Origin of the sequence: Eubacterium ramulus ATCC 29099 (assembly GCF_000469345.1) — a bacterium.
Classification (GTDB): domain Bacteria; phylum Bacillota; class Clostridia; order Lachnospirales; family Lachnospiraceae; genus Eubacterium_I; species Eubacterium_I ramulus.
This window is the reverse complement of the sequence record NZ_KI271135.1, coordinates 104,404-128,102: the sequence shown is the minus strand read 5'-3', so window position 1 is coordinate 128,102 and position 23,699 is coordinate 104,404. Positions and strand designations below refer to the sequence as shown.

The window sequence follows — 23,699 nt, the reverse complement described above, 5'->3', positions numbered from 1 at the left end:
GATGCAAAACCGGAAGTGATCGAGTACAACCCAGGCTTCACACCGGATAACAAATACGTAGAGATTCTTGACATTGTTAAGAACGTAGCTGACGTAGTAGACATCCAGGATGCTAAGATCCTTGTATCCGGCGGCCGTGGAGTTGGAACACCGGAGAACTTCAAAATGCTCGAGGAGCTGGCTGAGGTTGTTGGCGGTACTGTATCCTGCTCCCGTGCAGTTGTAGATGCAGGCTGGAAACCGCAGGATCTGCAGGTAGGACAGACAGGTAAGACAGTTCGTCCACAGGTTTACTTTGCAATCGGTATTTCCGGAGCCATCCAGCACGTAGCCGGTATGGAAGAGTCTGACCTGATCATCGCAGTAAACAAAGACGAAGATGCTCCGATCTTTGACGTAGCTGATTACGGTATCGTTGGAGATCTGAACAAGATCGTTCCGCTTCTTACTGAGGAGATCAAAAAAGCTCTGGCAGCTAAGTAAAATTTAAAGTTTGTGCAGTGGCTTAAACTTTAGTGTATAAATCGAAAACGTGGTATTTTACCTCCGTAGCTAACAATCGCTTACGGAGGAAAAATACCACGTTTTCTTTATCTACGATGTAAAATGATAAGTGCCACTTTTTTATGACATTAAATTTTATATCGCTTTAATCGCTATGCCGCTACACCGAGGAAAAATAAACTCAGACCCTCCTCAATATTGCGTTAAATTTTAAACCACTCGAAACAAGATGCATGGTATAATGTATGTAAATTTTTTTACATAGAATTTACTTAGAATATGATTTCATTTTACGGACTGTCTTTATAATGTTAGATAAAATAAGATAGTTAGAGCTGTCAGACAGTAAAACTGTCAGGTGGTTGCGATAAGAAGAAACTTCAAGTCGAACGCACGTGAAACTTGATGGGTGATTTTGGTCAGCGAATAGAAGTAGATGAGGTGGGAAGATATGATGATTTATATTGTGGAAGATGATAAGAATATTCAGGAGATTGAAAGCTTTGCTTTAAAAAATTCCGGCTATGAGGTGCGGGGATTTGAATATGCAAAGGATTTTTATGCGGCATTGGATGAGCAAATTCCGGATCTGGTGCTGCTGGATATTATGCTGCCGGATGAAGATGGTCTTCAGATTTTGAAAAAACTTCGTTTAAATCACAAAACAGTATTGGTGCCGGTGATCATGGTAACTGCAAAAACAACAGAGCTGGACAAGGTAAAAGGTCTGGATCTTGGTGCTGATGATTATCTGAGCAAACCGTTCGGTGTGATGGAGCTGATTTCCAGGGTGAAAGCATTACTGCGAAGAAGTGCTTCTATCCAGAAAAAAGAAGAGTATGAGTTTGAGGACATTATTCTGAATGACAGTAAGCATGAAGTGCATACTGCGCAGGGAAAATGTGATCTGACCTACAAAGAATATGAATTGCTGAAGTATCTCATTATGAATGAAGGGATTGTACTGACCAGAGACCGTTTGATGGAGGAAATCTGGGGCATGGATTTTACTGGAGAATCCCGTACATTGGATATGCATATTAAGACACTGCGTCAGAAACTTGGTCCGTCCGGAAAATTGATTCAGACTGTTCGAAATGTAGGATATAGTTTAAATCATATCAGAGATTAAAAATCCATAAAAGTAAGACCTTTATTGCTCCGGGTCGTGAAGCAGAAGGTAAGAATCTTTTTTACGAGGCAGAAAGTATGAGAAAGAAAATTCATAAAAATTTAGTTGGAATTGCAGCACTGGCGATTATATTGACGATAGGACTGACGTTCTGGGCATATTTCATGATGTTGCAGAAGCAGATTTTCCAGGATCTTCAGACGGATGTCCATGTGCTGGCAAGCTCGGATTATATTGTAGATACACTGGAACAAAATTATGATGCAAATGCGGATGGGTTGCGTATCACCCTGATTAGCAAAGATGGAAGTGTGCTCTATGAGAGCAAAGGAAATGCCAGCAAGATGGAAAATCATATGGAGCGCCCGGAGGTTCAGCAGGCATTAAAAAATGGGGAAGGAAAAGCAACAAGACGTTCTAATACGATAGGAACACTTTCCTTTTATTATGCGGAAAAACTGGATAATGGCTGCATTATCCGTGTATCCAGGGATATTCCATATGTAGCAAAGCTGAGTGTCTATCTGATTCCGGAGGGAATCGCTATTTTTGCCGGGATTTTTGTGTTGTGTCTGATTTTAGGACATATTATGACAAAGCGGTTTATTGAACCCATCGAAATGCTGGCGGTAGATGTGGAAAAAGTAAGTGAAATGCAGACATATCCGGAGATTCAGCCGTTTATCGAAACCATCAATCAGCAGCATCGGGAATTAAAACGAAATTCAAAGATGCGACAGGAATTTACGGCTAACGTGTCTCATGAATTGAAGACACCGCTGACATCCATTTCCGGATATGCGGAACTGATTGAGTCTGGAATTGCACAAGGGGAAGATACTGTGCGTTTTGCCGGAGAAATCCATAAAAGTTCTCAGCGTCTTCTGACATTGATCAATGATATTCTGCGCCTGTCGCAGTTAGATTCCGTAGAAGAGTGCGTGGATACAGAACCGGTGGATTTGTATGAGATGGCATTGAATTGTCAGGATATGCTGGAAATGCAAGCCAATAAGCATCAGGTAGTTGTTCGCGTGAAAGGTAGAAGTGAGGTTGTCCAGGCAAATCGCCGGATGATGGATGAGCTGATTTACAATCTGTGTGATAATGCTATTCGTTACAATCGCGTAGGCGGTTCTGTCAATGTTACGATCGGCGAGGAAGCCCAGCATCCGTTTGTGTCTGTAAAAGATACCGGAATCGGCGTATCGAAAGAAGATCAGGAGCGTATCTTTGAACGTTTTTATCGTGTCGATAAGAGCAGATCCAAACAGACCGGTGGAACCGGATTGGGACTTGCGATTGTAAAACATATTGCGGTGATGCATAAAGCAGAGCTGAAGATTGAAAGTGAACTTGGAAAAGGAACGGAAATAAAAATTTTGTTTAACGCATAAATAGAACAAAGATGGAAAAACTCCAAGGCGGGGCGAAGATAGGAAATCTATCGTGCCTGCATTGGAGTTTTTTTAGCAAGAATTTAATTACGGATTTCAAGCAGTTTCTTTTTCAGTTCATCTTCCATACGCTGCATTTCAGCTTCTGCGTTGCGGCGTTTTTCACGACCTTCGGTCTGGATCTTTAGTACTTCGTCGAAGGTACTGATCAGAGATTCATTCGTATGTTTCAGTGTCTCAAGATCCACAATACCGCGCTCAGATTCTTTGGCAGTATCGATGGTAGCTGTTTTCAGGATATCTGCATTTTTGCGTAACAGTTCGTTGGTCATGTCTGTTACTTCACGCTGTGCTTTGGCAGCCTGTGCAGAGTGTTCAATGCCAAGCGCAAGTACCATCTGGCTTTTCCAGAGTGGAATCGTATTAACGATGGTGGATTGGATCTTCTCTGCCATCAGTGTATCATTATTCTGTACCATACGAATCTGTGGCGCAGTTTGAATGGAGATCATTCGTGTCAGTTCCAGATCGTGGATTTTCTTTTCAAAGCGGTCACACATGGACTGCAGATCTTTGGCAGCCTGCGCATCTTCCGGCAGATTGGATGCATTCGCCTTGGCAACTGCAGCAGCAAGTTCACCGTTTCTTACTTCTTCCAATTTCTTCTTGCCGGCAAGAATATACATGGAAAGTTCTTTGAAATAGGTCAGATTGACTGCATACATTTTGTCCAACAGGGCAATATCTTTCATGAGTGTGACCTGATGATTTTCCAGGGCAGTGCATACGTTGTTGACATTTACTTCTGCTTTGTCATATTTTGCTTTCATGGAAGTAATCTTGTTGGAAGATTTTTTGAATAATCCTTTAAATCCTTTGTCCTGTTCTGTGACATCAAAGCTCTTCAGATCAATAACCAGTGAGGAGAGCATATTTCCGACTTCTCCCAGATCTTTTGTGCGGACATTATTCAGCGCTGCTTCAGAAAAATCAGCCATTTTTTTCTGTGTTCCAACACCATATTGCAGGATTGCCTGGGAATTGTGAAGATCGATTTTCTGAGAAAACTCATTGACCATCTGAAGTTCTTCCGGTGTGAGGTTGTTTTCACTGAATGCCGGATCTGCGGCCTGCTCAGCGAGCTCAGAAGAAGCAGCTGGTGCAGGTGCTTCTTTTGTTTCCGGTGCCACATCGAACGTCAGTGTTGGTGTGGCTGTAAAATCTTTGAATTCATTGTCCATAGTAATTTATTCTCCTTAAATAATGATTTTAAATGGCAGGAAATGCTATTTGTTGTTAAGTGTGAAATCGTCCTCTTTCAGACCTTCCTGTGCCAGCATGGTGTTCAGTACGGAAATATCCGAAGAAATATCCCAGGCACGGTCGACAAAAAGACTGTCCAGCAGTTTTTCGAATGCAACATTCAAGGTATCAACCGTCTGTTCGATCTCTGCCTTTGTGCTGCGGATGTTATCGCCGGCAACAGGCTGTTTGTCAAGTTCCCGGTAGGCGTCCAGCAGTTTGGATGTAGTTGGCAGATAATAATCCATCATTTTTTGCAGATCCGGTGCAACTTCCGGATGAATCCGTACCTCATCAAAAATCCGCTGCACCAGCTGTTCCATTTTGTCCAGCTTGCGGGAAATTTCTTCTCCCGGAATGTCGTCATTGCATTCCCGGATATGACGGATATAGGACTGACCTTCGTCGATCAACTTCTGGCATTCATCAGATACTTTGTGTTTTTCCTGTTCCTTTTCTATGATTTTTTTCTGTTCGTAATATTCCAGACGTGCGCTGCGGTAGTCCTCATAAGCCTGATCGGAAAGCAGGAAGTAATTGTCCTGCGTATCCACATGTGCTTCGTAAAAAAGCCGCTGATCGATCATGTTCTGCAGATCCTTTGCGACAAAAGACACAGATTTATGTGCGCGGTCTGCCAGCTGCTGGATTGGAATGCTGAGGCGATGATCAATCTGGCGTACATAGCTTCGATAACGGTTCAGCAGACGAATTTTTTTGGTGCCCCTGGTACCAAGGCAAAAACCACCGGCTGCAAGTACACCGAAAATGATAAGGGGAACCAGAAACATATGGGAAACGGCTGCACTGAGTGCTATAAATGAGATCACACCGGCCAGTGTAAAAATACCCACGGAATAGCCCAGTGCCATACTGATGATAGCACCTGCCTGACCGCCGGGACGTTTGTTGTACAGTGCCGGAGGCTGTGGCTGATCCGGTGCCGATTCTGTGTGTATTGTTTTATAATATGGGTTTGCACTGTATGTTTTTTTATTTTGCTGTGCGGCAGTTTTTACAGAACCTTTGACATTGTCGATCGTATCGTTGATGACATCGCCGATGGAACGGCTCAGATTGGAAAAATCTCCGGTAGAGATGGCGGAATCTACGGCATCTTTGATCTTATCGCCAACGTCATTCCAGTTTGTGTCTGACATATATGTTTACTCCTTTGATGTTTTATTTGAAAAAACGACAGTTTCATGGTTTCTATGATACCTTATCAGAAAGAAAAATACAACTATTGGCAAAGTGGAAAAAAGGGTATAAACTATAAAAAAAGCATAAACAGTTCCAACAGCCGGAAATATCAGATGTGAGATGACTTCCTGCAGAAGGAATAAGAAAGAAGTACAAAGTACAGGAGGTTTCAGTATGTACAGAGATATTGCAAAATTAATTATGTATGGAGATATAGACGAGGATTGTATTTTATATCAGATGGGCGAGATTTTCCGGGAATTTGAGGAAGGTACCCAGAGCAATGCGGTACTGATCCGCAAAGTCTATACACAGATCAAACGTCTGCTGACGGTGGCAACCGATTTTGGCTTTGATAAAAATCTCTGGCACAATTATCTGGCGTATTTCCTTATTACAAATGAAAATCCGTTCAGTATCACCTGTGAAAAAATTGGTGCCAATGACGGAAGCGTTAATCATTTTGCCAGAAATGATTTTTCTGCCATCAAAAATCTGTTTGAGTATGATTTTTCTGAAATTGAGAAATCTCTTGGTATTGACTGTTTCACACAGATTTCCAATTATCGTGCAATTGAGAAAAAAGAGCTGATGTACAATAAAAACGTCAGCGAGAAAGTGCAGGCATTGAGCAGCCGTATGGAACAGGCCAGAGATGTGGAAGGATTTTTTACAGCGGTAACCGAATTTTACAGAGATTACGGTGTTGGCATGTTTGGTCTGAACAAAGCGTTCCGTATACAGGATCGTACCGACAGCAAACTTGTATTTTTACCGATCAACAATATGGACAAAGTTATGCTGTCTGATCTGGTTGGTTATGAAATCCAGAAAAAGAAACTGGTGGACAATACCCGTGCTTTTGTGGAAGGCAAAAAAGCAAACAATGTATTGCTCTTTGGTGACAGTGGTACCGGTAAATCAACCAGTATCAAAGCCATTGTCAATGAGTTTTATGACCAGGGCCTGCGTATGATCGAGATTTACAAGCATCAGTTCAAGGATCTGTCTAACGTCATTGCAGCGGTGAAAAACAGAAATTATAAGTTCATTATTTATATGGATGATCTTTCTTTCGAGGAGTTTGAGATTGAATACAAATTCCTGAAAGCAGTCATCGAAGGCGGTGTGGAGACGAAACCGGATAATATTCTGATCTATGCGACATCCAACCGACGTCATCTGATCCGGGAGACATGGAGCGACCGCAACGATGTACAGCAGGATGAAGGTATGCATCGTTCTGATACCATGCAGGAGAAACTGTCTCTGGTCAACCGTTTTGGTGTTACCATCAATTACTCCAAACCGAGCCAGAAAGAGTATTTTGATATCGTAATCCATCTGGCAGCAAAATCCGGAATTAAGATGTCTGAGGATGAGCTGAAAGCGGAAGCAAATAAATGGGAACTGAGTCATGGAGGTATTTCCGGAAGAACGGCGCAGCAGTTTATCTATTATCTGCAGGGCAAAGAGGATAACGAAAAATAATATGTATAGAAGGGGGTTTTTCTATGAGAATTGAATTTATTGGTGCAGCGCACGAAGTAACAGGAAGTTGTCATTATCTGAAAATCGGGGAAAAACATATTCTGGTGGACTGTGGTATGGAGCAGGGGGCCGATATCTATGAGAACCAGGATATTCCGGTGAACGCGGCAGCCATTGATTATGTGTTTGTGACACATGCACACATTGATCATTCAGGATTGCTGCCGCTGTTGTATGCAAGAGGATTCCGTGGACAGATTTTTGCCACAAATGCAACAACACAGCTTTGTAATATCATGTTGAAAGACAGTGCACACATTCAGGAATTTGAGGCAGACTGGAGAAACCGGAAAGCCCGAAGAGCCGGACAGCCGGAAGTAGTTCCAATGTATAGTATGAATGATGCTCAGGGTGTTCTGAATTATTTTGTGCCATGTGATTATGACAAAAAAGTGCATGTGTGTGATGAATTGACGGTATGTTTCCGGGATGCAGGGCATCTGCTTGGATCCTCCTTTATCGAGATGTGGGCTAAGGAAGAGGAGAATGAGTGTAAGCTGATCTTCTCCGGTGATATCGGAAATGGCAACCGTGCCCTGATCCGAGATCCGGAAATTCCGGAATCTGCGGATTATCTGATCATGGAGTCGACCTATGGAGACAGAAATCATGAGGTTCCGCCAGATTATGCATCTGAACTTGCCCGCGTGCTGGCAGTAACCTTTGCCAGAGGCGGAAATGTGGTGATTCCGGCGTTTTCTGTAGGTCGAACGCAGGAGATGCTGTATTACCTGAGAAAAATCAAACAAAATCAGATGTTATCTTCTTTCCAGAATTTTGAAGTATATGTAGATAGTCCACTTGCTATCGAGGCAACGAATATTTTCAATAAAAATGTGCTGGAGTGTTTCCGGGAAAAGGATCTGGAAATGATCAAAAACGGTGTGAATCCCATTGGTTTTCCAGGCCTGAAGACGACCGTTTCCAGTGACGAATCCAGAAGTATTAACTTTATCAAGACACCGAAGGTAATCATTTCTGCGTCCGGTATGTGTGAGGCGGGCCGTATCCGCCATCATTTGAAACATAACCTTTGGCGGGAAGAGTGTACGATTGTATTTGTAGGCTATCAGGTGCCGGGTACGCTTGGCTACCAGTTGCTGAATGGTGCAAAAGAAGTAAAACTTTTCGGGGAGACGGTACATGTCAATGCAGAAATCCTGAATTTGCCGGGTATCAGCGGTCATGCAGATAAGGATCATCTGACAGCATGGGTGCAGGGCATGAAGCAGAAACCGAAACGGATTTTTGTCGTACATGGGCAGGATCAGGTGACGGATAATTTTGCGGCACATTTAAAAGAAGTGGTCGGTGTGGATGCAGTGGCGCCTTACAGTGGTGATATCTATGATCTGCAGCAGAATCTGTGTGTGGTTCAGGGCAGCCGCAAACTGGCCGAAAAACGTAGGACGAAGAAATCCGGCAATACAGTATTTGAGAGACTGCTGGCAGCAGGTCAGCGCCTGATCGCAGTGATCCACAAGAACAAAGAAATCGCAAACAAAGATATGGCGAAATTTGCAGATCAGATCAATGCACTGTGTGATAAGTGGGACAGATAATAATTGTTAAAATAGAACTATTCAGAAACATGCTGAGTAGTTCTGTTTTTATGTATCGTTGTTTAAATGAGGAGGATAGCAATGATTAATGAAATTATGGAGTACAATAAAAAATTTGTGGAGAATAAAGCGTATGAGCCGTATCTGACCAGTAAGTATCCGGACAAGAAACTTGCAATCCTGACCTGTATGGATACCCGGCTGATCGAGCTGCTCCCGGCGGCACTCGGCCTGAAAAACGGTGATGCGAAGATCATTAAAAACGCCGGCGGCGTGATCACGCATCCATACGGAAGTGTGGTCCGCAGTCTTCTGGTTGCCATCATTGAACTTGGCGTGGAAGAGGTTATGGTTATCGGACATACGGACTGCGGCGTGCAGGGCATGGACGGCGGAAAGCTGCTGGAGGAACTGACGCACAGAGGAATTTCCCAGGAGCATATTGACATTATCCGCAGCAGTGGGATTAATCTGGAAAAATGGCTGGGCGGATTCGACTGTGTGGAACAGTCAGTGAAGGATACTATCCTTGCACTTCAGAAACATCCGTTGATGCCAAAGGATATCATGATCCGTGGTTTTATCATGGATTCCGTGACCGGAGAACTGACAAAAGTTTCCGTGGAGTAGCGGTTTTGTCTTTTCTTATATCGGAAGCAGTGTTATACTGTTAGGAATAAAGAAATCTGCATTTGGAGAGTTTTTTTGGAAAAATTCTGAGAATGCAAAATGAGACAAAAGGAGAAATTTCATGCCTGTATTTGATTTTAATAATAAACCGGATAAAAATTCTCATGGAGAATGTACATATACAATGTTGTTTTCGAATGCATCTGAAGCCACAGCAGAATCACCGATTCTGTTACTGGACAACCAGAGCCGCCAGTGGAAACATCATTCCTGTGGTGTGTTTACCAACCCGGTAAAACGTACATCCTTTGAATTCGAGGAGGAAGATGGCAAAGTCAGTGCGGATATTTTACAGATGGATGCTCGTTTTGTCAGTCTGCTCCGCTGGCTGGGAGAAAATCACATCACTGTGCGTCTGTCTGGTGTGAACCGACCGGATGGCTATGCGGTATATAAAATCCGTGAGATTGCGTTCGGCGGCGGTACGAAATTATCTGCAGAAGATGGATTTTTGCAGTTTATGATGGAGCGTCTGTTTGCAAGCAATGCACCGACAGAGGCGAATGATGAGGAAGAGCAGGAAGAAGAAGGCGACAGCATGAAGCTGACCAGTCTGCAGAGTATTACAGATTTTATGAACTGCGCAGGACGAACCCTGCCGGATAATATTCGTCTGTGGGCCCGCCGGAACCTGGCGGTGGCCCGTTCCCATGAAGTATCCGCGGAGGAGCGCCGGCATGCACAGCGTGCGTTGTCCATTATGATGAACATTCGCTGGAAGAGTAATTATTTTGAAGCAATTGATCCGGAGGAGGCACGTCGGATTCTGGATGAGGAATTATATGGTATGGAGCGTGTAAAACAGCGTATCATTGAGACCATTATCCAGATTAACCGTACGCACACGCTGCCAGCGTATGGTCTTCTTCTGATCGGACCTGCCGGAACCGGAAAATCCCAGATCGCCTATGCGGTAGCACGTATCCTGAAACTGCCGTGGACCACACTGGATATGAGTTCCATTCATGATCCGGAGCAGCTGACCGGAAGCTCCCGTGTCTATGCCAATGCAAAACCGGGTATCATTATGGAAGCATTTTCCGCAGCAGGTGAGTCCGGACTGGTATTTATTATCAACGAGCTTGACAAGGCATCCAACGGAAAGGGGAACGGAAATCCTGCAGATGTCCTGCTGACACTGCTGGATAACCTGGGATTTACCGATAATTACATGGAGTGCATGGTTCCGACCGTCGGTGTATATCCGATCGCTACGGCCAATGACAAAGACCGTATCAGTGCACCGCTGATGTCCCGTTTTGCAGTAATCGAGATTCCGGATTATACACCGGAAGAGAAAAAGACGATTTTCTCACGTTTTTCATTGCCGAAAGTATTAAAACGTATGGGCATGAGCGAGCAGGAATGTATCGTTACACCGGAAGGTCTGGATGTAGTTGTGAGAAAATATGAAAACACTACCGGTATCCGTGATCTGGAGCAGGCAGCAGAGCATATCGCTGCCAATGCATTGTATCAGATTGAGGTAAATCATGTGGCATCGGTCACTTTCGACGCAGCAGCAGTGGAAGATTTGCTGGAGTAAGGTTTCAACTAGACATGGATAGATTTTGCGAAAGCAATGATTCTGTCCATGTCTTTTTGGTAAGTAGGAGTCTGAGAACGGATACCGGCTTATGATATGAGGAAAACACTATGACAGAAAATAATAGAAACAGACACATCTGTACCGGACTGATGGCGCATGTGGATTCAGGAAAAACCACGCTGTCAGAGGCTCTTTTGTATGCTTCCGGGACAATTCGGAAACTTGGAAAAGTAGATACAAAAGATGCGTTTCTGGATACAGATGCGAGGGAACGTGACCGGGGAATTACAATTTTTTCCAAACAGGCGGAGCTGACCTGGCAGGGAATGGAGCTGACTTTGCTGGACACGCCGGGACATGTGGATTTTTCCGCAGAGATGGAGCGGGTGCTTCAGGTGCTGGATTACGCGGTACTGCTGATCAGCGGGGCAGACGGTGTGCAGGGACATACACAGACATTGTGGAGTCTGCTGCAACAGTATGAGATTCCGACGTTCCTTTTTATCAATAAAATGGATCAGCCCGGTGCCAACAAGGAAGCGCTGATGGCAGAGTTAAAAAGCAGGCTTTCTGAGGGATGCATTGATTTTTCCCATGCGCAGTATATGGAAAACGGAAAATCGGCTCATGATAGGATAGAACAGGGGGAATATGTGGGCAGATCAGATTCTCTGATACCGGATACCGAGGCTATGGAATTCTGGTATGAGGAGCTTGCTACCTGTCAGGAGGAGGCACTGGAAACGTATCTGGAAACCGGAAGTATTCCGAAGAAACAGATTCGGGATATGATCACAGACCGGCTGGTATTTCCCTGCTATTTTGGTTCTGCATTGAAAATGCAGGGGATTGAGGCGTTCATGGATGGATTTGCAGAGTGGACGGAACCGGTACAGTATCCGCCGGAGTTTTCCGCGAAAGTATATAAGATTTCACGGGATGAGCAGGGAAACCGTCTGACCCATTTGAAAGTTACCGGAGGCACACTGAAAGTCAAAGATCTTCTCTGTACAAAGACGGAAGGGGAAGATGAGACTTTGGAAAAAGTAAATCAGATCCGTATCTATTCCGGTGAAAAATATGAAGTTCGTCAGGAAGCAGAGGCGGGAGAAGTTTGTGCCGTGACAGGCTTACAGGAGACCTATCCTGGACAGGGACTTGGGGAAGCAGCAGAGACGCTACCACCAATTTTGGAACCGGTGCTGACCTGTCAGGTGTGTCTGCCGGAGGGCTGTGATCCGGCGGTGATGCTTCCGAAACTGAAACAGCTGGAGGAGGAACAACCGGAGCTTCACATCATATGGGATGAGCAGCTGCAGGAAATCCAGGCACAGATCATGGGCGAGATCCAGACTGAGATCCTGCAAAGTGTGATCGCAGAGCGTTTTGGTGTGGATGTGACTTTTGGCAGTTCCCATATTGTATATAAAGAAACCATTGCAAATACCGTGGAGGGAGTCGGACATTTTGAACCACTGCGCCATTATGCAGAGGTACATCTGCTGTTGGAACCGCTCCCTGCAGGCAGCGGACTGGTATTTGCAGCAGACTGCAGGGAGGAACTGCTGGATAAAAACTGGCAGCGTCTGATTCTGACGCATCTGATGGAGCGGGAGCACCGCGGGATACTGACAGGATCTGTGATCACGGATATGAAGCTGACACTGATCGCCGGGCGTGCGCATCAGAAACATACCGAGGGTGGGGATTTCCGGCAGGCGACGTACCGGGCCATCCGCCAGGGTCTGATGGAAGCAGAGTCCGTACTGCTGGAACCATATTATGAGTTCCGGATGGAAATCCCGGAGGAGATGATCGGCAGGGCGATGACGGATGTGGAAAAAATGAGTGGAACCTTTGAACTGGCACCGAAAGAACATGGATTTTCTGTGCTCATCGGCAAAGCACCGGTTAGTGAAATACAGAATTATCCGAAAGAAGTGGCGGCCTATACGAAAGGATTCGGACGGATCTTCCTGACACCGGCAGGCTATGCACCCTGCCATAATGCAGAAGAAGTCATTGCTGCCATCGGATATGATGCGGAGCATGACACGGCCAATCCTTCCGGTTCTGTATTCTGTGCCCACGGAGCAGGTTTTCATGTTCCATGGAACGAAGTAAAGAAACATATGCATGTGGAAGGCTGGCAGCCGGAGACAGCAGTCCGTGAAGAACTGCCGGAGCGAGCCACCCACAGTGTGATGGATGAATGGATCGGGGTGGATGAGGTAGATGCCATTCTGGAAAAAACATTTTATGCAAACAGTGGAGCGCGGACCAGAAGGAACGGTGTGGTGCGCCGCCGCAGAGTGGAAAGCCGCAGTGAATCGGTAACGAGGAGCTTTACGCCACAGTCCAGGAAGCAGGAATATCTGCTGGTGGATGGATATAATATCATTTTTGCATGGGATGAGCTGAAGGAACTTGCCCGGGAAAATATGGATGCAGCCAGAGGTGTTCTGCTGGATAAGTTATGTAATTATCAGGGAATGAAACAGATGGAAGTCATCGCAGTCTTTGATGCTTACCGTGTGGCGGGACATCAGACAGAATGCTCGGATTATCATAACATTCATGTGGTATTTACAAAAGAAGCAGAGACAGCAGATCAATATATTGAAAAATTTGCACATACGAACGCATCGAAGTATCAGGTGACAGTGGCAACTTCCGATGGGCTGGAACAGATCATCATCCGGGGGGAAGGCTGCCGGTTGCTGTCTGCGCGGGATTTACACACAGAGATGGAACTGTCCGGCAAGCAGCTGCGGGAGAGTTATCTGGAACAGACGAGTGCGAAGAATCGTCTGATCGGAGAACTGCTGGAGGCACAGAAAAAATCGGAAGAGTGAAAAACAGTCTTTAAAAACAAAAAATGCGAGAGCATCCCTGAGGTATGGGAGGATTGGGAGAGGATGAAAACACAGTTTAATATAACAAGTATGAAATGGGATCTGGAGCGTTATACGTCTGTGGAAGATTTTGCAACAGCGCTGGAGGGCTTTGATGGTGTGGAACTGATGGATTACGGGGATGATATCAGTCCTATTATTCCGGAAGAAAAGGTGATTGGCATACATATGCGCTGTCCGTATCACTGGCTTGATTTCTGGAATGGAGATATGGAACGGTGTATCCGGGAATATGGATCCGAAAAACAGGTATACGAAAATTTTGGTGGAACAGACCGCCAGGCACTGGTGGACGCATTTTTGCAGGATTGGAACCGTGCGCTGCTTCATCAGGCAGAGTATGCGGTATACCACATTTCTGATGTTACCTGCATGGAATGTCTGACCGGGGAATATGCACATACGGATGAGGAAGTCATCGATGCGGCCTGTGAACTGATCAACCAGGCATTGCCGGCGACAGCAGAAGGTCCCTGGCTGCTGCTGGAAAACCTGTGGCATCCGGGACTGACGTTTACCCGGCCGGAGATGACCAGACGGCTGCTGGAAGGAATTCATTATCCGAAAACAGGATTTATGCTGGACACCGGTCATCTGATGCATACGGATCTGGAGCTGAACTCCCAGGAGGAGGCGGTCTCATATATCCACCGGTGTCTGGATCAGCACGGTGAGCTGTGTGATCGCATCCGGGGCATTCATCTGAACCAGTCACTGACCGGAGCATACCGGAAACAGCTGATGGAAAATCTGCCGGAACTGTCTGAGGATTATAACGAACGGATGGAGAAAATCTATACCTGCGTATTCCGGATGGATCAGCATAAACCCTTTACCTGCGCAGGGGTGCGAGAGCTTATTAAGCGGATTGATCCGGACTATCTGACTTATGAATTTATATCAAATAACCGGGAAGAACATATGGAATTGCTGCGGCAGCAGCGCCAGGCACTACACGAGCGTTGATTAATAGTAGAAGTGTAAATAAAAAGGAAATCTGTTCCTCGATGCAAGGCGTTTCAGCCTGTATGAGTACACAGATTTCCTTTTTTCCTATCAAAATACTTCACATTGCTGACAGAGTGTGCTATAATTAGCACTCAATAAGATAGTTTGCTAACAAAAAGGGAGGCGATAGTATGTTAGTTTTGCCTGTATATGATTTACTGCTCCTGCCGGGAGTGACCTTTTATTTTAAAAAAGATATTCTGGACCGGATGCAGGTGGAAAAAGTAGAAAAAGGAGAGGAAATTCTGTTTTTAATTCAGAAATCAGAAAAACGCCGGGAAGATCTGACGATGGATGATTTTCAAAACAAAGGTCTGGTCGGAACGGTTGAAAATATTGATGATGATGGGAATCTGAGTATCCGTATACACGATCGCGTGGAAATTTCCGATGTGGAACTGCAGAACGGTGAGTTTATGGCAGATGCAGCCATCTGCTCTGAATGTACAGATCTTCCGGAGGAGGAAGAAAAAGCAATTTATAAAGAGACAAAGGACAGTCTGGTACAGTTTGTCAACGGTTTTCCGTGGGGCGTCTGGGCACGGGCTTTCATACAGCACTGGAATACGATGACGGAGATTGTGTGTGCGATTTCCGGGTATCTGAATCTGTCAGCAGAAGAAAAATATGAGATTATGGAGACTGATTCGGAGCGAGAAAGAGTCGGGCTGATGCAGAAAGCAGTTTATGAATTTATCGAGATGGCTCATGTCAGTAATGAGGCAGAGAGTGCACAGAAGGAGACCCATGAGCGTGTATACCGTGAATCAGCACTGAAGAAACAGATTGATTTTCTGCAGCAGCAGCTGGATGAGATGCATCCGGAAAATATATCTGATGTGCGGAAATTTGAGAAGAAGATTGAAGAATCCGGTATGAATGAGGAAGCATTGCGGGAGGCCCAGAAGGTTTTAAACCGGATGAAGCAGGAGGGCAAGGACAGCCATGAGTATGGTTTACTTTATGACTATCTGGATTTTATGACATCTCTGTATTGGAAGAAGGCGGCGCCGGAAGAGATTGATCTGAATAAAGCAGAACAGATCCTGGATGAACAGCACTATGGACTGAAAAAAGTGAAAGAGCGTATTGTGGAGCAGATTGCCGTTATGGCACTGAACAAAAAGCAGTCCGGTTCCATTCTGTTGTTTGTAGGTGCACCGGGAACGGGTAAGACCAGTATCTGTCAGAGCATTGCAAAAGCGTTAAACCGGGAATATGTCCGGATCAGTCTGGGTGGTGTCCGTGATGAGGCAGAAATCCGTGGTCATCGGAGAACCTATATCGGAGCCATGCCGGGGCGGATCATGGAAGGTATGAAGCGCAGCGGAAGTTCAAATCCGGTGATGGTGCTGGACGAAGTGGATAAACTTTCGCATGATTATAATGGGGATCCGGCCAGTGCACTGCTCGAAGTGCTGGATCCGGAGCAGAATTTCAGTTTTACGGATCATTATATGAACGTGCCGTATGACCTGTCAGATGTGCTTTTTATCTGTACCGCAAATTCAGTGGATACGATTCCGGAGCCGTTGTTAAATCGTATGGAAGTGATCTCATTTCCGGGATACACGGCAGTGGAAAAATTCGAGATTGCGAAGAAATATCTGCTGCCAAATGCTATGTCTGTCATGGGGTTGAAGAAGCAAAACCTGAAGGTGACGGATGATGCCATGCGGGAGATTATCAATGAGTATACGATGGAATCCGGTGTCCGTGGACTGAAAAAACAGATGGAGACACTGTGCCGTCAGGCAGCTGTGAAACTGGTAAAAGGGGAACAAAAGAGCATTTCCGTAGGTGTGAAACGACTGAAAGAATTTCTGGGACGCAAGAAGATCCACCATGATGTACGGATGCAGGAACCGCAGGCGGGTGTCGTGACCGGACTGGCATGGACCAGTGCGGGCGGAGAAATCCTGTTTATCGAAACATCCAGAACAAAAGGGGAAGGGAAAGTTCAGATTACCGGTCAGTTGGGGGATGTGATGAAGGAGTCCGTGCAGATTGCATTGACTCTGGTTAAATCCATGTTCCCGGAGGAAGCAGAAATTTTGAATCAGTCGGATATACATATCCATGTGCCGGCAGGCGCTGTGCCAAAAGATGGTCCATCTGCCGGAATTACCATTGTGACAGCGTTGACATCCATGCTGAAAGAAAAAGGAATTTCACCGGAGTATGCCATGACAGGTGAAGTATCTTTGCGTGGCGGTGTGATGCCAATCGGCGGATTGCCGGAAAAACTGATGGCTGCACAGCGGGCAGGCATCCGGACCGTTTTTATTCCGTATGAAAACAGGGAGGATCTGGAAGATGTTGCAGATGAGGTGAAAGAAGATCTGACGATCATTCCGGTAAAACGGATAGAAGAAGTATTACAGAAAACAAATCTGATCTGATAACAAAAAAAGAGGAAATCAATAATCACAGGATAAAACATCCTGCGTGAAAATCGATTTCCTCTTTTTTATTTATGCAGACTATTCGGCAATACCGTTTTCTTCTGCTGTAACACTTTCAAAATGATTTTTCGTATCCATCTGGGAGGCAGCAATTTTGCGCTGTTCGAGTTTTTCTTTCTGGCGATCTATTTTTTCATGATAATTCGCCTGCATATTTTTCACGACTTCCAGTACAAGTTGTTGCTGTTCTTCTGTCAGCAAAATGAAATAATCAAGAAAATCTTTCTGGGTATCATTTACCGGATACAGAAGTGTGCCTTCGTCCACAAAGAACTGCGATAATGTCATATCAAAAGAATCGCAGATATATTCCAGTGTGGCAATGGATGGAATGGTATTTCGCTTCCTCATATTGGATATGGTAGAAGTAGACAGACCGGACAATTTGGAAAGCTGATAATCATTTAAGTGTTGTTTTCTCATAATCTCGTCAATACGTTTTAATACATCCATGATAAACCCTCCTGAAGTTATGTCCGAAATGATGACTGTATGTTATCGCTGGATACCTGTCATTTATATACATATATTACTCAGTTTTGAAGGAATAAAATAGCGTACATTCGTATAGAACTATTACTCATTTTAATGTATAACATATACAGAATCGGACTGTTTATATTTTTTTTATTTGACAAAAAATTAGCAAACAGGTAACATGAGTGCTAGAATATGTGTGAATTGGAGTTAAAATATAGGATCATTTCTATCAAAGAAATAGAACAATTCCGGCGAAAAAGGAGGATACAATGATGTACAATGAAAAAATGCTAGAATCATTTTCCAAAGAGTATGCAGAGCGTTGCCAGGTGACCGATAAGATTACGGCAGAGATGTTTGATGCAAACGGTGTTTTGCGTGGCTTACGCGATAAAAATGGAAACGGTGTAGTCGCCGGATTAACGAGTATTTCTAAGATTGAAGCTTTCCGGATGGAAAACGGACAGAAAATCCCCTGCGATGGAAATCTGTGGTACCGCGGATATAATGTGATTGATCTGGTCAAAGGATTTGAGGGAAAACGCTGCGGATTTGAAGAGGTTGCCTATTTACTGTTGTTTGGTGAACTCCCTTCCGGGGAACAGCTGCACAACTTCTGTGAGGTGCTGGCAACAGCACGGCATCTGCCGACAAATTTTACGAGAGATGTCATTATGAAAGCACCGAGTGCAGATCTGATGAATTCCCTGACCAGAAGTGTACTGACACTGGCATCTTATGATGATGATATCCGTGATACCTCCCTGCAGAACGTACTGATGCAGTGTATGAAACTGATCAGTGAAATGCCGATGCTTGCAGTTTATGGATACCATGCTTATAATCATTATGTCTGTGATGAAAGTCTTTATATCCATCGTCCACAGCCAGATCTGTCTACAGCAGAAAATATTCTGCTTATGCTGCGGCCGGATAAGAAATATACAGAACTAGAAGCACAGGTACTGGATGCTGCACTGGTGCTTCATATGGAGCATGGCGGTGGAAATAATTCTACGTTTACTACCCGTGTAGTAACTTCTGCAGGATCCGACACTTATTCGGTTATTGCTGCGGCACTTTCTTCCCTGAAAGGTCCGAAACATGGCGGTGCCAATATCAAAGTAGTGGAAATGATGGCAGATCTGCGCAAAGAAGTTTCTGATTGGGAAGATGAGGAAGAAGTAAAAGAATATCTTGGAAAATTATTGGATAAACAGGCATTTGACCGGAAAGGCCTGATCTATGGAATGGGTCATGCCGTTTACTCTCTGTCTGATCCGAGAGCGCGGGTATTCAAGCATTTTGTAGAAGCACTTGCCATTGAGAAAGGCCGTCACAAAGATTTTGCATTGTATTCCATGATCGAACGTCTTGCACCGGAAGTAATTGCTGATAAACGCAAGATTTACAAAGGTGTAAGTGCAAATGTGGACTTTTACAGTGGATTTGTGTACAGTATGTTGGATATTCCGCTGGAGTTATATACGCCGATCTTTGCCATGGCAAGAATCGTCGGCTGGAGTGCACACCGCATTGAGGAACTGGTAAACGCTGATAAGATTATCCGTCCGGCTTATAAGAGTATTATGGTGGAGCGGGATTACGTGCCGATGGATGAACGTTAAGATATACGAAGCGGAGACTTATTTTTCCGTTTGCTGCTGAAAAATATCACAAAGGAGTTTGCAAAATAAATGATAGATAAAAATCTCTTTCTGGAGACGTTACATGAAGTGGCTGAGATTGCTGCCACATCCAGTGAAAAAATCAAACCGGAGGAAGTACACCGTTACTTTGAGGGGATGGAACTTTCAGAGGAACAGGAAAAAATGGTTTACGAGTATCTGAATCTGCCGCCGGAGGCAAAGGCGGCCCGGCAGCCGGAGTGCGATAAGGCCGCAGAAGAGGAAGAACCTGAGGTAGAGACCATTGAGGTGTACTCGGACACAGACTCTGCATCCGGGATTCAGATTGGCGCTGACAGGGGGGCAAAAGATACCATAGAAGAGGAGGAAGAGGATGCACCGCAGCCAAAGGATGTGGAGCAGCTTTCCGATTCTGTATATTATAAAATGTACCTGAACGATGTCAGAGAACGCGGTGAGGCAGATGAAGCAAAAATGCTGGAATTGTATACTGCAGTTCTGAAGGGAGATCAGAGTGTAGTCAATGCCATAGTGGATGGCTGGCTGATGCGTGTGATCCATATGGCTGGTATGTATGATGATGTACCGGTGAATATGGAAGATCTGATCCAGGAAGGAAATATGGCACTATGGATGGCACTCGGCGCATTGCCGGAGCTTGGCAGTGCACCGGAAGTAGACAAGTATCTGGAAGGACAGGTCATCGCAGGATTTGAGGCACATATCCGCGAGGTGACCGGAGATACCGACCAGGTGCAGGCGGTACTTGGAAAAGCAGCACTGCTGCATGAGGCACGCAAATATCTGGCAAAAGAAAATGCACAGGATCCATCCATCCGGGAATTGAGTGAGTATACCCATATATCGCCGGAGGAAATACAAGATATACTGGCACTCCAGAAAGAAGTTGGCACTTCAGACGGAGCAAACTAAGGCAGCAGACTGGCAGAGATGTACAGAAGAATATGTCATACATTGCATGACGTGCATCTCGCAGCAAGAATGCCGGTGACATTCGTAAAAGAGTCCATACGGAATCATGCGGGTTAATGACGCCCGGCTCAGATTCCATATGGACTCTTTTTTCGTGCAGTAAAGAAAAATTGTTTGCTATTTCCGGGGATTATGTTTCCTGCGGCAACAGATAATTCGTGAACAGTGGAATGACCGGATTCAGATTATCTTTTTTCCATACAGCGACGAGATGGAGCGGATCTGTCTTATAGAAAGGCAGCGAAAGTACTGCTGTATTGGAATTGGAGATGCAGTTTTCATCCAGTACTGAGAAACCGAGTCCGGCTTCCACTTTCAGAAGAAGATTCTGGATGGAAGTTGCATAAATGGTGTGAGCCGGTGTGAAGCCGTGCCGCTCACAAAATTGTACAATATTGTTATAAGCCCCTCGGGAGATGGATGGATCAATAGCGATCATCGTTTCTGTACTCAGACGATCAAAATGCAGGTTATTCTGCTGCGCCAGCGGGTGTGAGCGGGAGATGACGCATTTCGGAGATGATTCGAAAAATACCTGATAGATGATGTCATCTGCCGGATAGTCCACGATATCAAAATCCAGAGTCAGGGCAATGTCAATACGGCCGTTGAGCATGGATTCCCGCAGTTCATGAAAATTGCCACTGATAATGTCGATGCGGATATTCGGATGATTTTCCCGGAGAAGATGCAGGGCATGGGGCAGAAAGTTCTCGGAACGCTGGGTTTCAATGACACCAAGGACAATGGAACCGTTTTCTCCAAGTTCTGCGTTGCGTGCTTTCTGTACGGCAGCTTCCCCGAGTTTCATCAGTTTGGAAAATTCTTCGTAGAGAATGGCACCGCTGGAAGTGAGACGGACATATTTTTTTGTGCGCACAAATAATTTCATACCCAGCTCTTCCTCCAGGTTTGAGACATTTCTGCTTAAAGAAGACTGGGCTACAAACAAATGATTGGCAGCCTCTGTAAAATTCAGGTATTCAGCTACATTTAAAAAACATTGAATCTGAAAGATGGTCATATTGTTCCTCCGCGAAGCATTGCAATTTCTTCTTTATAAAGTGGCAGGGTTTTCTTTGGATTGTCCGGATCCGGCAGATATGGTGTTTCCAGAATTTTCGGAACCTCTGCAAAGTCCGGGTGATGCACGATATTGTACAGTGCATCAAAGCCAATCTCTCCCTGACCGATGTTGGCATGACGGTCCTTGTGGGCTCCACATGGATTTTTGCTGTCATTCATATGAAAGACAGCAATCTGATCTTTTCCGAGAATCCGGTCAAATTCTTCTATGACAGAATCAAAATTGTGTACGATATCATAACCGGCATCATGGGTGTGACAGGTGTCAAAGCAGACACGCAGCCGTTCCGGGTGTGAGACACCGTCGTAGATAGCAGCCAGTTCTTCAAAACTGCGGCCAATTTCCGATCCCTTTCCGGCCATGGTTTCCAGCGCGATGCAGCAGTCTGTATCTGCGGATGCATCCAGAACTTCGTTCAGTCCCCGGATGATCTGCGCTGTTCCTGCTTCTACACCGGCTCCTACATGGGCACCCGGATGCAGAATCAGGATTTTGCTTTTCATGGCGGCGGTACGTTGTACTTCCAAAGTAAGAAAATTGACTGCCAGCTCAAACGTTTCCGGCTTTACGGTGTTTGCAAGATTGATGATGTAAGGTGCATGTACTACAAAACTATCCATTCCATAGTGGTGCATGGCCTCCCAGCCAGCTTCAATATTCAGTTCTTCCACTGGCTTACGCCTGGTATTCTGCGGCGCACCGGTGTAAAGCATAAAAGTGTTTGCACCGTAGCCTGCAGCTTCCTTTACAGAATTTAAAAACATGTCTTTTCCGGACATGCTGACGTGTGAACCTATTTTTAACATATCGTTTTCCTCTTTTTTCGTTCGTTGCATATGTATCAAGTATAGTATAAAATGAGAAATTTTCCTAGCAAAAACTTTGCTGTTTGAGCGACAATGAAGCACTTTTGACCTTGGCAAATGAGAAAAAATTGGTTACAATAAAAAGTACATCTGTGAATCTGTGGAAAAAGTCCGGATAGCAGTATTTTCTGATGATAAAAATACAGGAACATCTGGGGAACCGGTTCGATTTTACAGGACAAAGACAGAGGGAAAGACAGAGAGAGGACGAAAAAGGGATGCCGAAATTTGAGGTAGAATTAAAACGAGTTGTGGATGATTCTTATGAGATCGAAATCGGACATGGACTGGTGGATCAGGTTGCAGCCGATCTGAAACACGGGCTGGCAGGAAAGGTTCATAAATTTGCAATTATTACAGACAGCAATGTGGAACCTTTGTATGCACGACCACTGGAACAAAAGCTGGCAGAAGAAGGATTCCAGACGGATGTGTTTATCTTCCCGGCTGGGGAAAAGAGCAAGACGCGGCAGACAAAGGCGATGCTGGAGGATGCAATGCTGGAAAAAGGTTATCGCAGAGACTGCTGCATTCTGGCTGTTGGCGGTGGCGTAGTTACAGATCTGGCAGGATTTGTTGCAGGAACTTACGGCAGAGGTGTACCATTTATTAATTATGCTACCAGTCTTCTGGCGGCAGCAGATGCATCTGTGGGCGGCAAGACAGCTGTCGATACACCGCTGGCAACGAATCTGATCGGACTGATCAACCAGCCGCAGAAAGTATATCTGGATCTGGACACATGGAAGACATTGCCTGAACGTGAGATTTACAGCGGGCTGGCAGAAACTATCAAGCACGCGTGTCTGGCAGATGCGGAATTTTTTGAATATCTGGAAGCACATATGGAGGAAATTCTTGCATTGGATCAGACTGCATGTGAGCATATCGCTGAGAAAAACTGCAGCATCAAATATCATGTAGTAATGAAGGATGAGCGTGAAACCGGCCTGCGGGAAGTTTTAAATCTCGGACATACGGTGGGACGCGCGGTGGAGACCGTTAGCGAATATCGTCTGCTGCATGGTGAGGCAGTCGCGATCGGACTGGCAGCAGAAGTGCGTCTGTCCCAGAAGATGGGCTATATGACAGATGCGCAGGCAGAGCGGGTGATCGCATTGCTCAAACGTGCAAAACTTCCGACAGAGATTCCGTTGTACATAGACCGGGAAAAACTGGTGAAAAAGCTTTATACCGATAAGAAGGTCCGGGATGGAAAACTGCGTTTCGTAGTGCAGAATGGGATTGGCGAAATTGTATGTTTTGGTGAAAATGTATATGCAACACCGGTTTCAGAAGAAACTGCCCGGGAGATTATCTCAGTCGAGAAGACTCCCACTTCTGCA

Annotated in this window: 18 protein-coding genes; 13 read left to right on the top strand and 5 right to left on the bottom strand. The window is 45.1% G+C overall.

The annotated features are described in order from the left end of the window. The 3 genes from HMPREF0373_RS09900 to HMPREF0373_RS09890 form a co-directional block, all read left to right on the top strand. The coding region (locus HMPREF0373_RS09900) for an electron transfer flavoprotein subunit alpha/FixB family protein (RefSeq protein ID WP_021739571.1) at positions 1-483 on the top strand (483 nt) is incomplete at its 5' end. 475 nt (positions 484-958) lie between these two features. Further along, a complete protein-coding gene (locus tag HMPREF0373_RS09895; RefSeq protein ID WP_204987662.1) occupies positions 959-1,636 on the top strand; it encodes a response regulator transcription factor in 678 nt (225 codons plus the stop codon). Positions 1,637-1,713: 77 nt separating this feature from the next. Then, entirely contained in the window at positions 1,714-3,033 is a 1,320-nt protein-coding gene (locus HMPREF0373_RS09890; protein ID WP_021739569.1) for a sensor histidine kinase, read from the top strand. Between the two features lie 83 nt (positions 3,034-3,116). On the opposite strand, the gene HMPREF0373_RS09885 is transcribed toward HMPREF0373_RS09890, so the two are convergent. Together HMPREF0373_RS09885 and HMPREF0373_RS09880 are read right to left on the bottom strand one after the other, a co-directional pair. Then, entirely contained in the window at positions 3,117-4,274 is a 1,158-nt protein-coding gene (locus HMPREF0373_RS09885) for a toxic anion resistance protein (RefSeq protein ID WP_021739568.1), read from the bottom strand. A gap of 45 nt (positions 4,275-4,319) precedes the next feature. Continuing rightward, on the bottom strand, positions 4,320-5,495 hold the full coding sequence (locus tag HMPREF0373_RS09880; protein ID WP_021739567.1) for a 5-bromo-4-chloroindolyl phosphate hydrolysis family protein: 1,176 nt from the start codon (positions 5,493-5,495) through the stop codon (positions 4,320-4,322). 217 nt (positions 5,496-5,712) lie between these two features. Between HMPREF0373_RS09880 and HMPREF0373_RS09875 the strand changes: the two genes are divergently transcribed. From HMPREF0373_RS09875 to lon, 7 genes are all read left to right on the top strand, one after another. After that, positions 5,713-7,029 (top strand): ATP-binding protein, encoded by a 1,317-nt coding sequence (locus tag HMPREF0373_RS09875; RefSeq protein WP_022035383.1) that lies wholly within the window; start codon positions 5,713-5,715, stop codon positions 7,027-7,029. A 23-nt stretch (positions 7,030-7,052) separates the two neighbouring features. Then, complete coding sequence (locus HMPREF0373_RS09870) at positions 7,053-8,651, top strand: MBL fold metallo-hydrolase RNA specificity domain-containing protein (RefSeq protein WP_021739565.1); 1,599 nt, start codon at positions 7,053-7,055, stop codon at positions 8,649-8,651. Between the two features lie 81 nt (positions 8,652-8,732). Beyond that, positions 8,733-9,281: a beta-class carbonic anhydrase gene (locus HMPREF0373_RS09865; protein ID WP_022035385.1), complete on the top strand. Its 549-nt coding sequence runs from the start codon at positions 8,733-8,735 to the stop codon at positions 9,279-9,281. Between the two features lie 121 nt (positions 9,282-9,402). After that, entirely contained in the window at positions 9,403-10,887 is a 1,485-nt protein-coding gene (locus HMPREF0373_RS09860; RefSeq protein WP_021739563.1) for an AAA family ATPase, read from the top strand. Between the two features lie 110 nt (positions 10,888-10,997). Next, positions 10,998-13,745 (top strand): translation factor GTPase family protein, encoded by a 2,748-nt coding sequence (locus HMPREF0373_RS09855; RefSeq protein ID WP_044963780.1) that lies wholly within the window; start codon positions 10,998-11,000, stop codon positions 13,743-13,745. Between the two features lie 63 nt (positions 13,746-13,808). After that, positions 13,809-14,771, top strand: coding sequence for a TIM barrel protein (locus tag HMPREF0373_RS09850; protein ID WP_021739561.1), 963 nt, complete (start codon positions 13,809-13,811; stop codon positions 14,769-14,771). A 173-nt stretch (positions 14,772-14,944) separates the two neighbouring features. Beyond that, complete coding sequence (gene lon, locus HMPREF0373_RS09845) at positions 14,945-17,215, top strand: endopeptidase La (RefSeq protein WP_021739560.1); 2,271 nt, start codon at positions 14,945-14,947, stop codon at positions 17,213-17,215. A gap of 81 nt (positions 17,216-17,296) precedes the next feature. Here lon and HMPREF0373_RS09840 read toward each other — a convergent pair whose 3' ends face one another. Then, on the bottom strand, positions 17,297-17,731 hold the full coding sequence (locus HMPREF0373_RS09840; protein WP_021739559.1) for a helix-turn-helix domain-containing protein: 435 nt from the start codon (positions 17,729-17,731) through the stop codon (positions 17,297-17,299). Positions 17,732-18,027: 296 nt separating this feature from the next. Between HMPREF0373_RS09840 and HMPREF0373_RS09835 the strand changes: the two genes are divergently transcribed. Next, positions 18,028-19,386, top strand: a complete 1,359-nt coding sequence (locus tag HMPREF0373_RS09835; protein ID WP_021739558.1) for a citrate/2-methylcitrate synthase — start codon at positions 18,028-18,030, stop codon at positions 19,384-19,386. A 69-nt stretch (positions 19,387-19,455) separates the two neighbouring features. After that, complete coding sequence (locus HMPREF0373_RS09830; RefSeq protein WP_021739557.1) at positions 19,456-20,340, top strand: hypothetical protein; 885 nt, start codon at positions 19,456-19,458, stop codon at positions 20,338-20,340. Between the two features lie 190 nt (positions 20,341-20,530). On the opposite strand, the gene HMPREF0373_RS09825 is transcribed toward HMPREF0373_RS09830, so the two are convergent. Together HMPREF0373_RS09825 and HMPREF0373_RS09820 are read right to left on the bottom strand one after the other, a co-directional pair. Further along, positions 20,531-21,424 carry a LysR family transcriptional regulator gene (locus HMPREF0373_RS09825; RefSeq protein ID WP_021739556.1) on the bottom strand — a complete coding sequence of 298 codons (894 nt, stop codon included), beginning with the start codon at positions 21,422-21,424 and terminating at the stop codon, positions 20,531-20,533. Continuing rightward, positions 21,421-22,293, bottom strand: coding sequence for a deoxyribonuclease IV (locus HMPREF0373_RS09820; protein WP_044963776.1), 873 nt, complete (start codon positions 22,291-22,293; stop codon positions 21,421-21,423). The genes HMPREF0373_RS09825 and HMPREF0373_RS09820 overlap by 4 nt, the downstream gene beginning before the upstream one ends. 278 nt (positions 22,294-22,571) lie before the next feature. On the opposite strand from HMPREF0373_RS09820, the gene aroB reads away from it, so the two are divergent. Beyond that, the coding region (gene aroB / locus HMPREF0373_RS09815) for a 3-dehydroquinate synthase (protein WP_081695252.1) at positions 22,572-23,699 on the top strand (1,128 nt) is incomplete at its 3' end.

Excerpts from the sequence above, each read along its gene's own strand:
- lon (WP_021739560.1), top strand. The coding sequence starts at position 14,945 with ATGTTAGTTTTGCCTGTATATGATTTACTGCTCCTGCCGGGAGTGACC.
- HMPREF0373_RS09840 (WP_021739559.1), bottom strand. The coding sequence starts at position 17,731 with ATGGATGTATTAAAACGTATTGACGAGATTATGAGAAAACAACACTTA.
- HMPREF0373_RS09850 (WP_021739561.1), top strand. The coding sequence starts at position 13,809 with ATGAAAACACAGTTTAATATAACAAGTATGAAATGGGATCTGGAGCGT.
- HMPREF0373_RS09870 (WP_021739565.1), top strand. The coding sequence starts at position 7,053 with ATGAGAATTGAATTTATTGGTGCAGCGCACGAAGTAACAGGAAGTTGT.
- HMPREF0373_RS09820 (WP_044963776.1), bottom strand. The coding sequence starts at position 22,293 with ATGTTAAAAATAGGTTCACACGTCAGCATGTCCGGAAAAGACATGTTT.
- HMPREF0373_RS09835 (WP_021739558.1), top strand. The coding sequence starts at position 18,028 with ATGATGTACAATGAAAAAATGCTAGAATCATTTTCCAAAGAGTATGCA.
- HMPREF0373_RS09825 (WP_021739556.1), bottom strand. The coding sequence starts at position 21,424 with ATGACCATCTTTCAGATTCAATGTTTTTTAAATGTAGCTGAATACCTG.
- HMPREF0373_RS09860 (WP_021739563.1), top strand. The coding sequence starts at position 9,403 with ATGCCTGTATTTGATTTTAATAATAAACCGGATAAAAATTCTCATGGA.
- HMPREF0373_RS09885 (WP_021739568.1), bottom strand. The coding sequence starts at position 4,274 with ATGGACAATGAATTCAAAGATTTTACAGCCACACCAACACTGACGTTC.
- HMPREF0373_RS09875 (WP_022035383.1), top strand. The coding sequence starts at position 5,713 with ATGTACAGAGATATTGCAAAATTAATTATGTATGGAGATATAGACGAG.
- HMPREF0373_RS09865 (WP_022035385.1), top strand. The coding sequence starts at position 8,733 with ATGATTAATGAAATTATGGAGTACAATAAAAAATTTGTGGAGAATAAA.
- HMPREF0373_RS09830 (WP_021739557.1), top strand. The coding sequence starts at position 19,456 with ATGATAGATAAAAATCTCTTTCTGGAGACGTTACATGAAGTGGCTGAG.
- HMPREF0373_RS09855 (WP_044963780.1), top strand. The coding sequence starts at position 10,998 with ATGACAGAAAATAATAGAAACAGACACATCTGTACCGGACTGATGGCG.
- HMPREF0373_RS09880 (WP_021739567.1), bottom strand. The coding sequence starts at position 5,495 with ATGTCAGACACAAACTGGAATGACGTTGGCGATAAGATCAAAGATGCC.
- HMPREF0373_RS09890 (WP_021739569.1), top strand. The coding sequence starts at position 1,714 with ATGAGAAAGAAAATTCATAAAAATTTAGTTGGAATTGCAGCACTGGCG.
- HMPREF0373_RS09895 (WP_204987662.1), top strand. The coding sequence starts at position 959 with ATGATTTATATTGTGGAAGATGATAAGAATATTCAGGAGATTGAAAGC.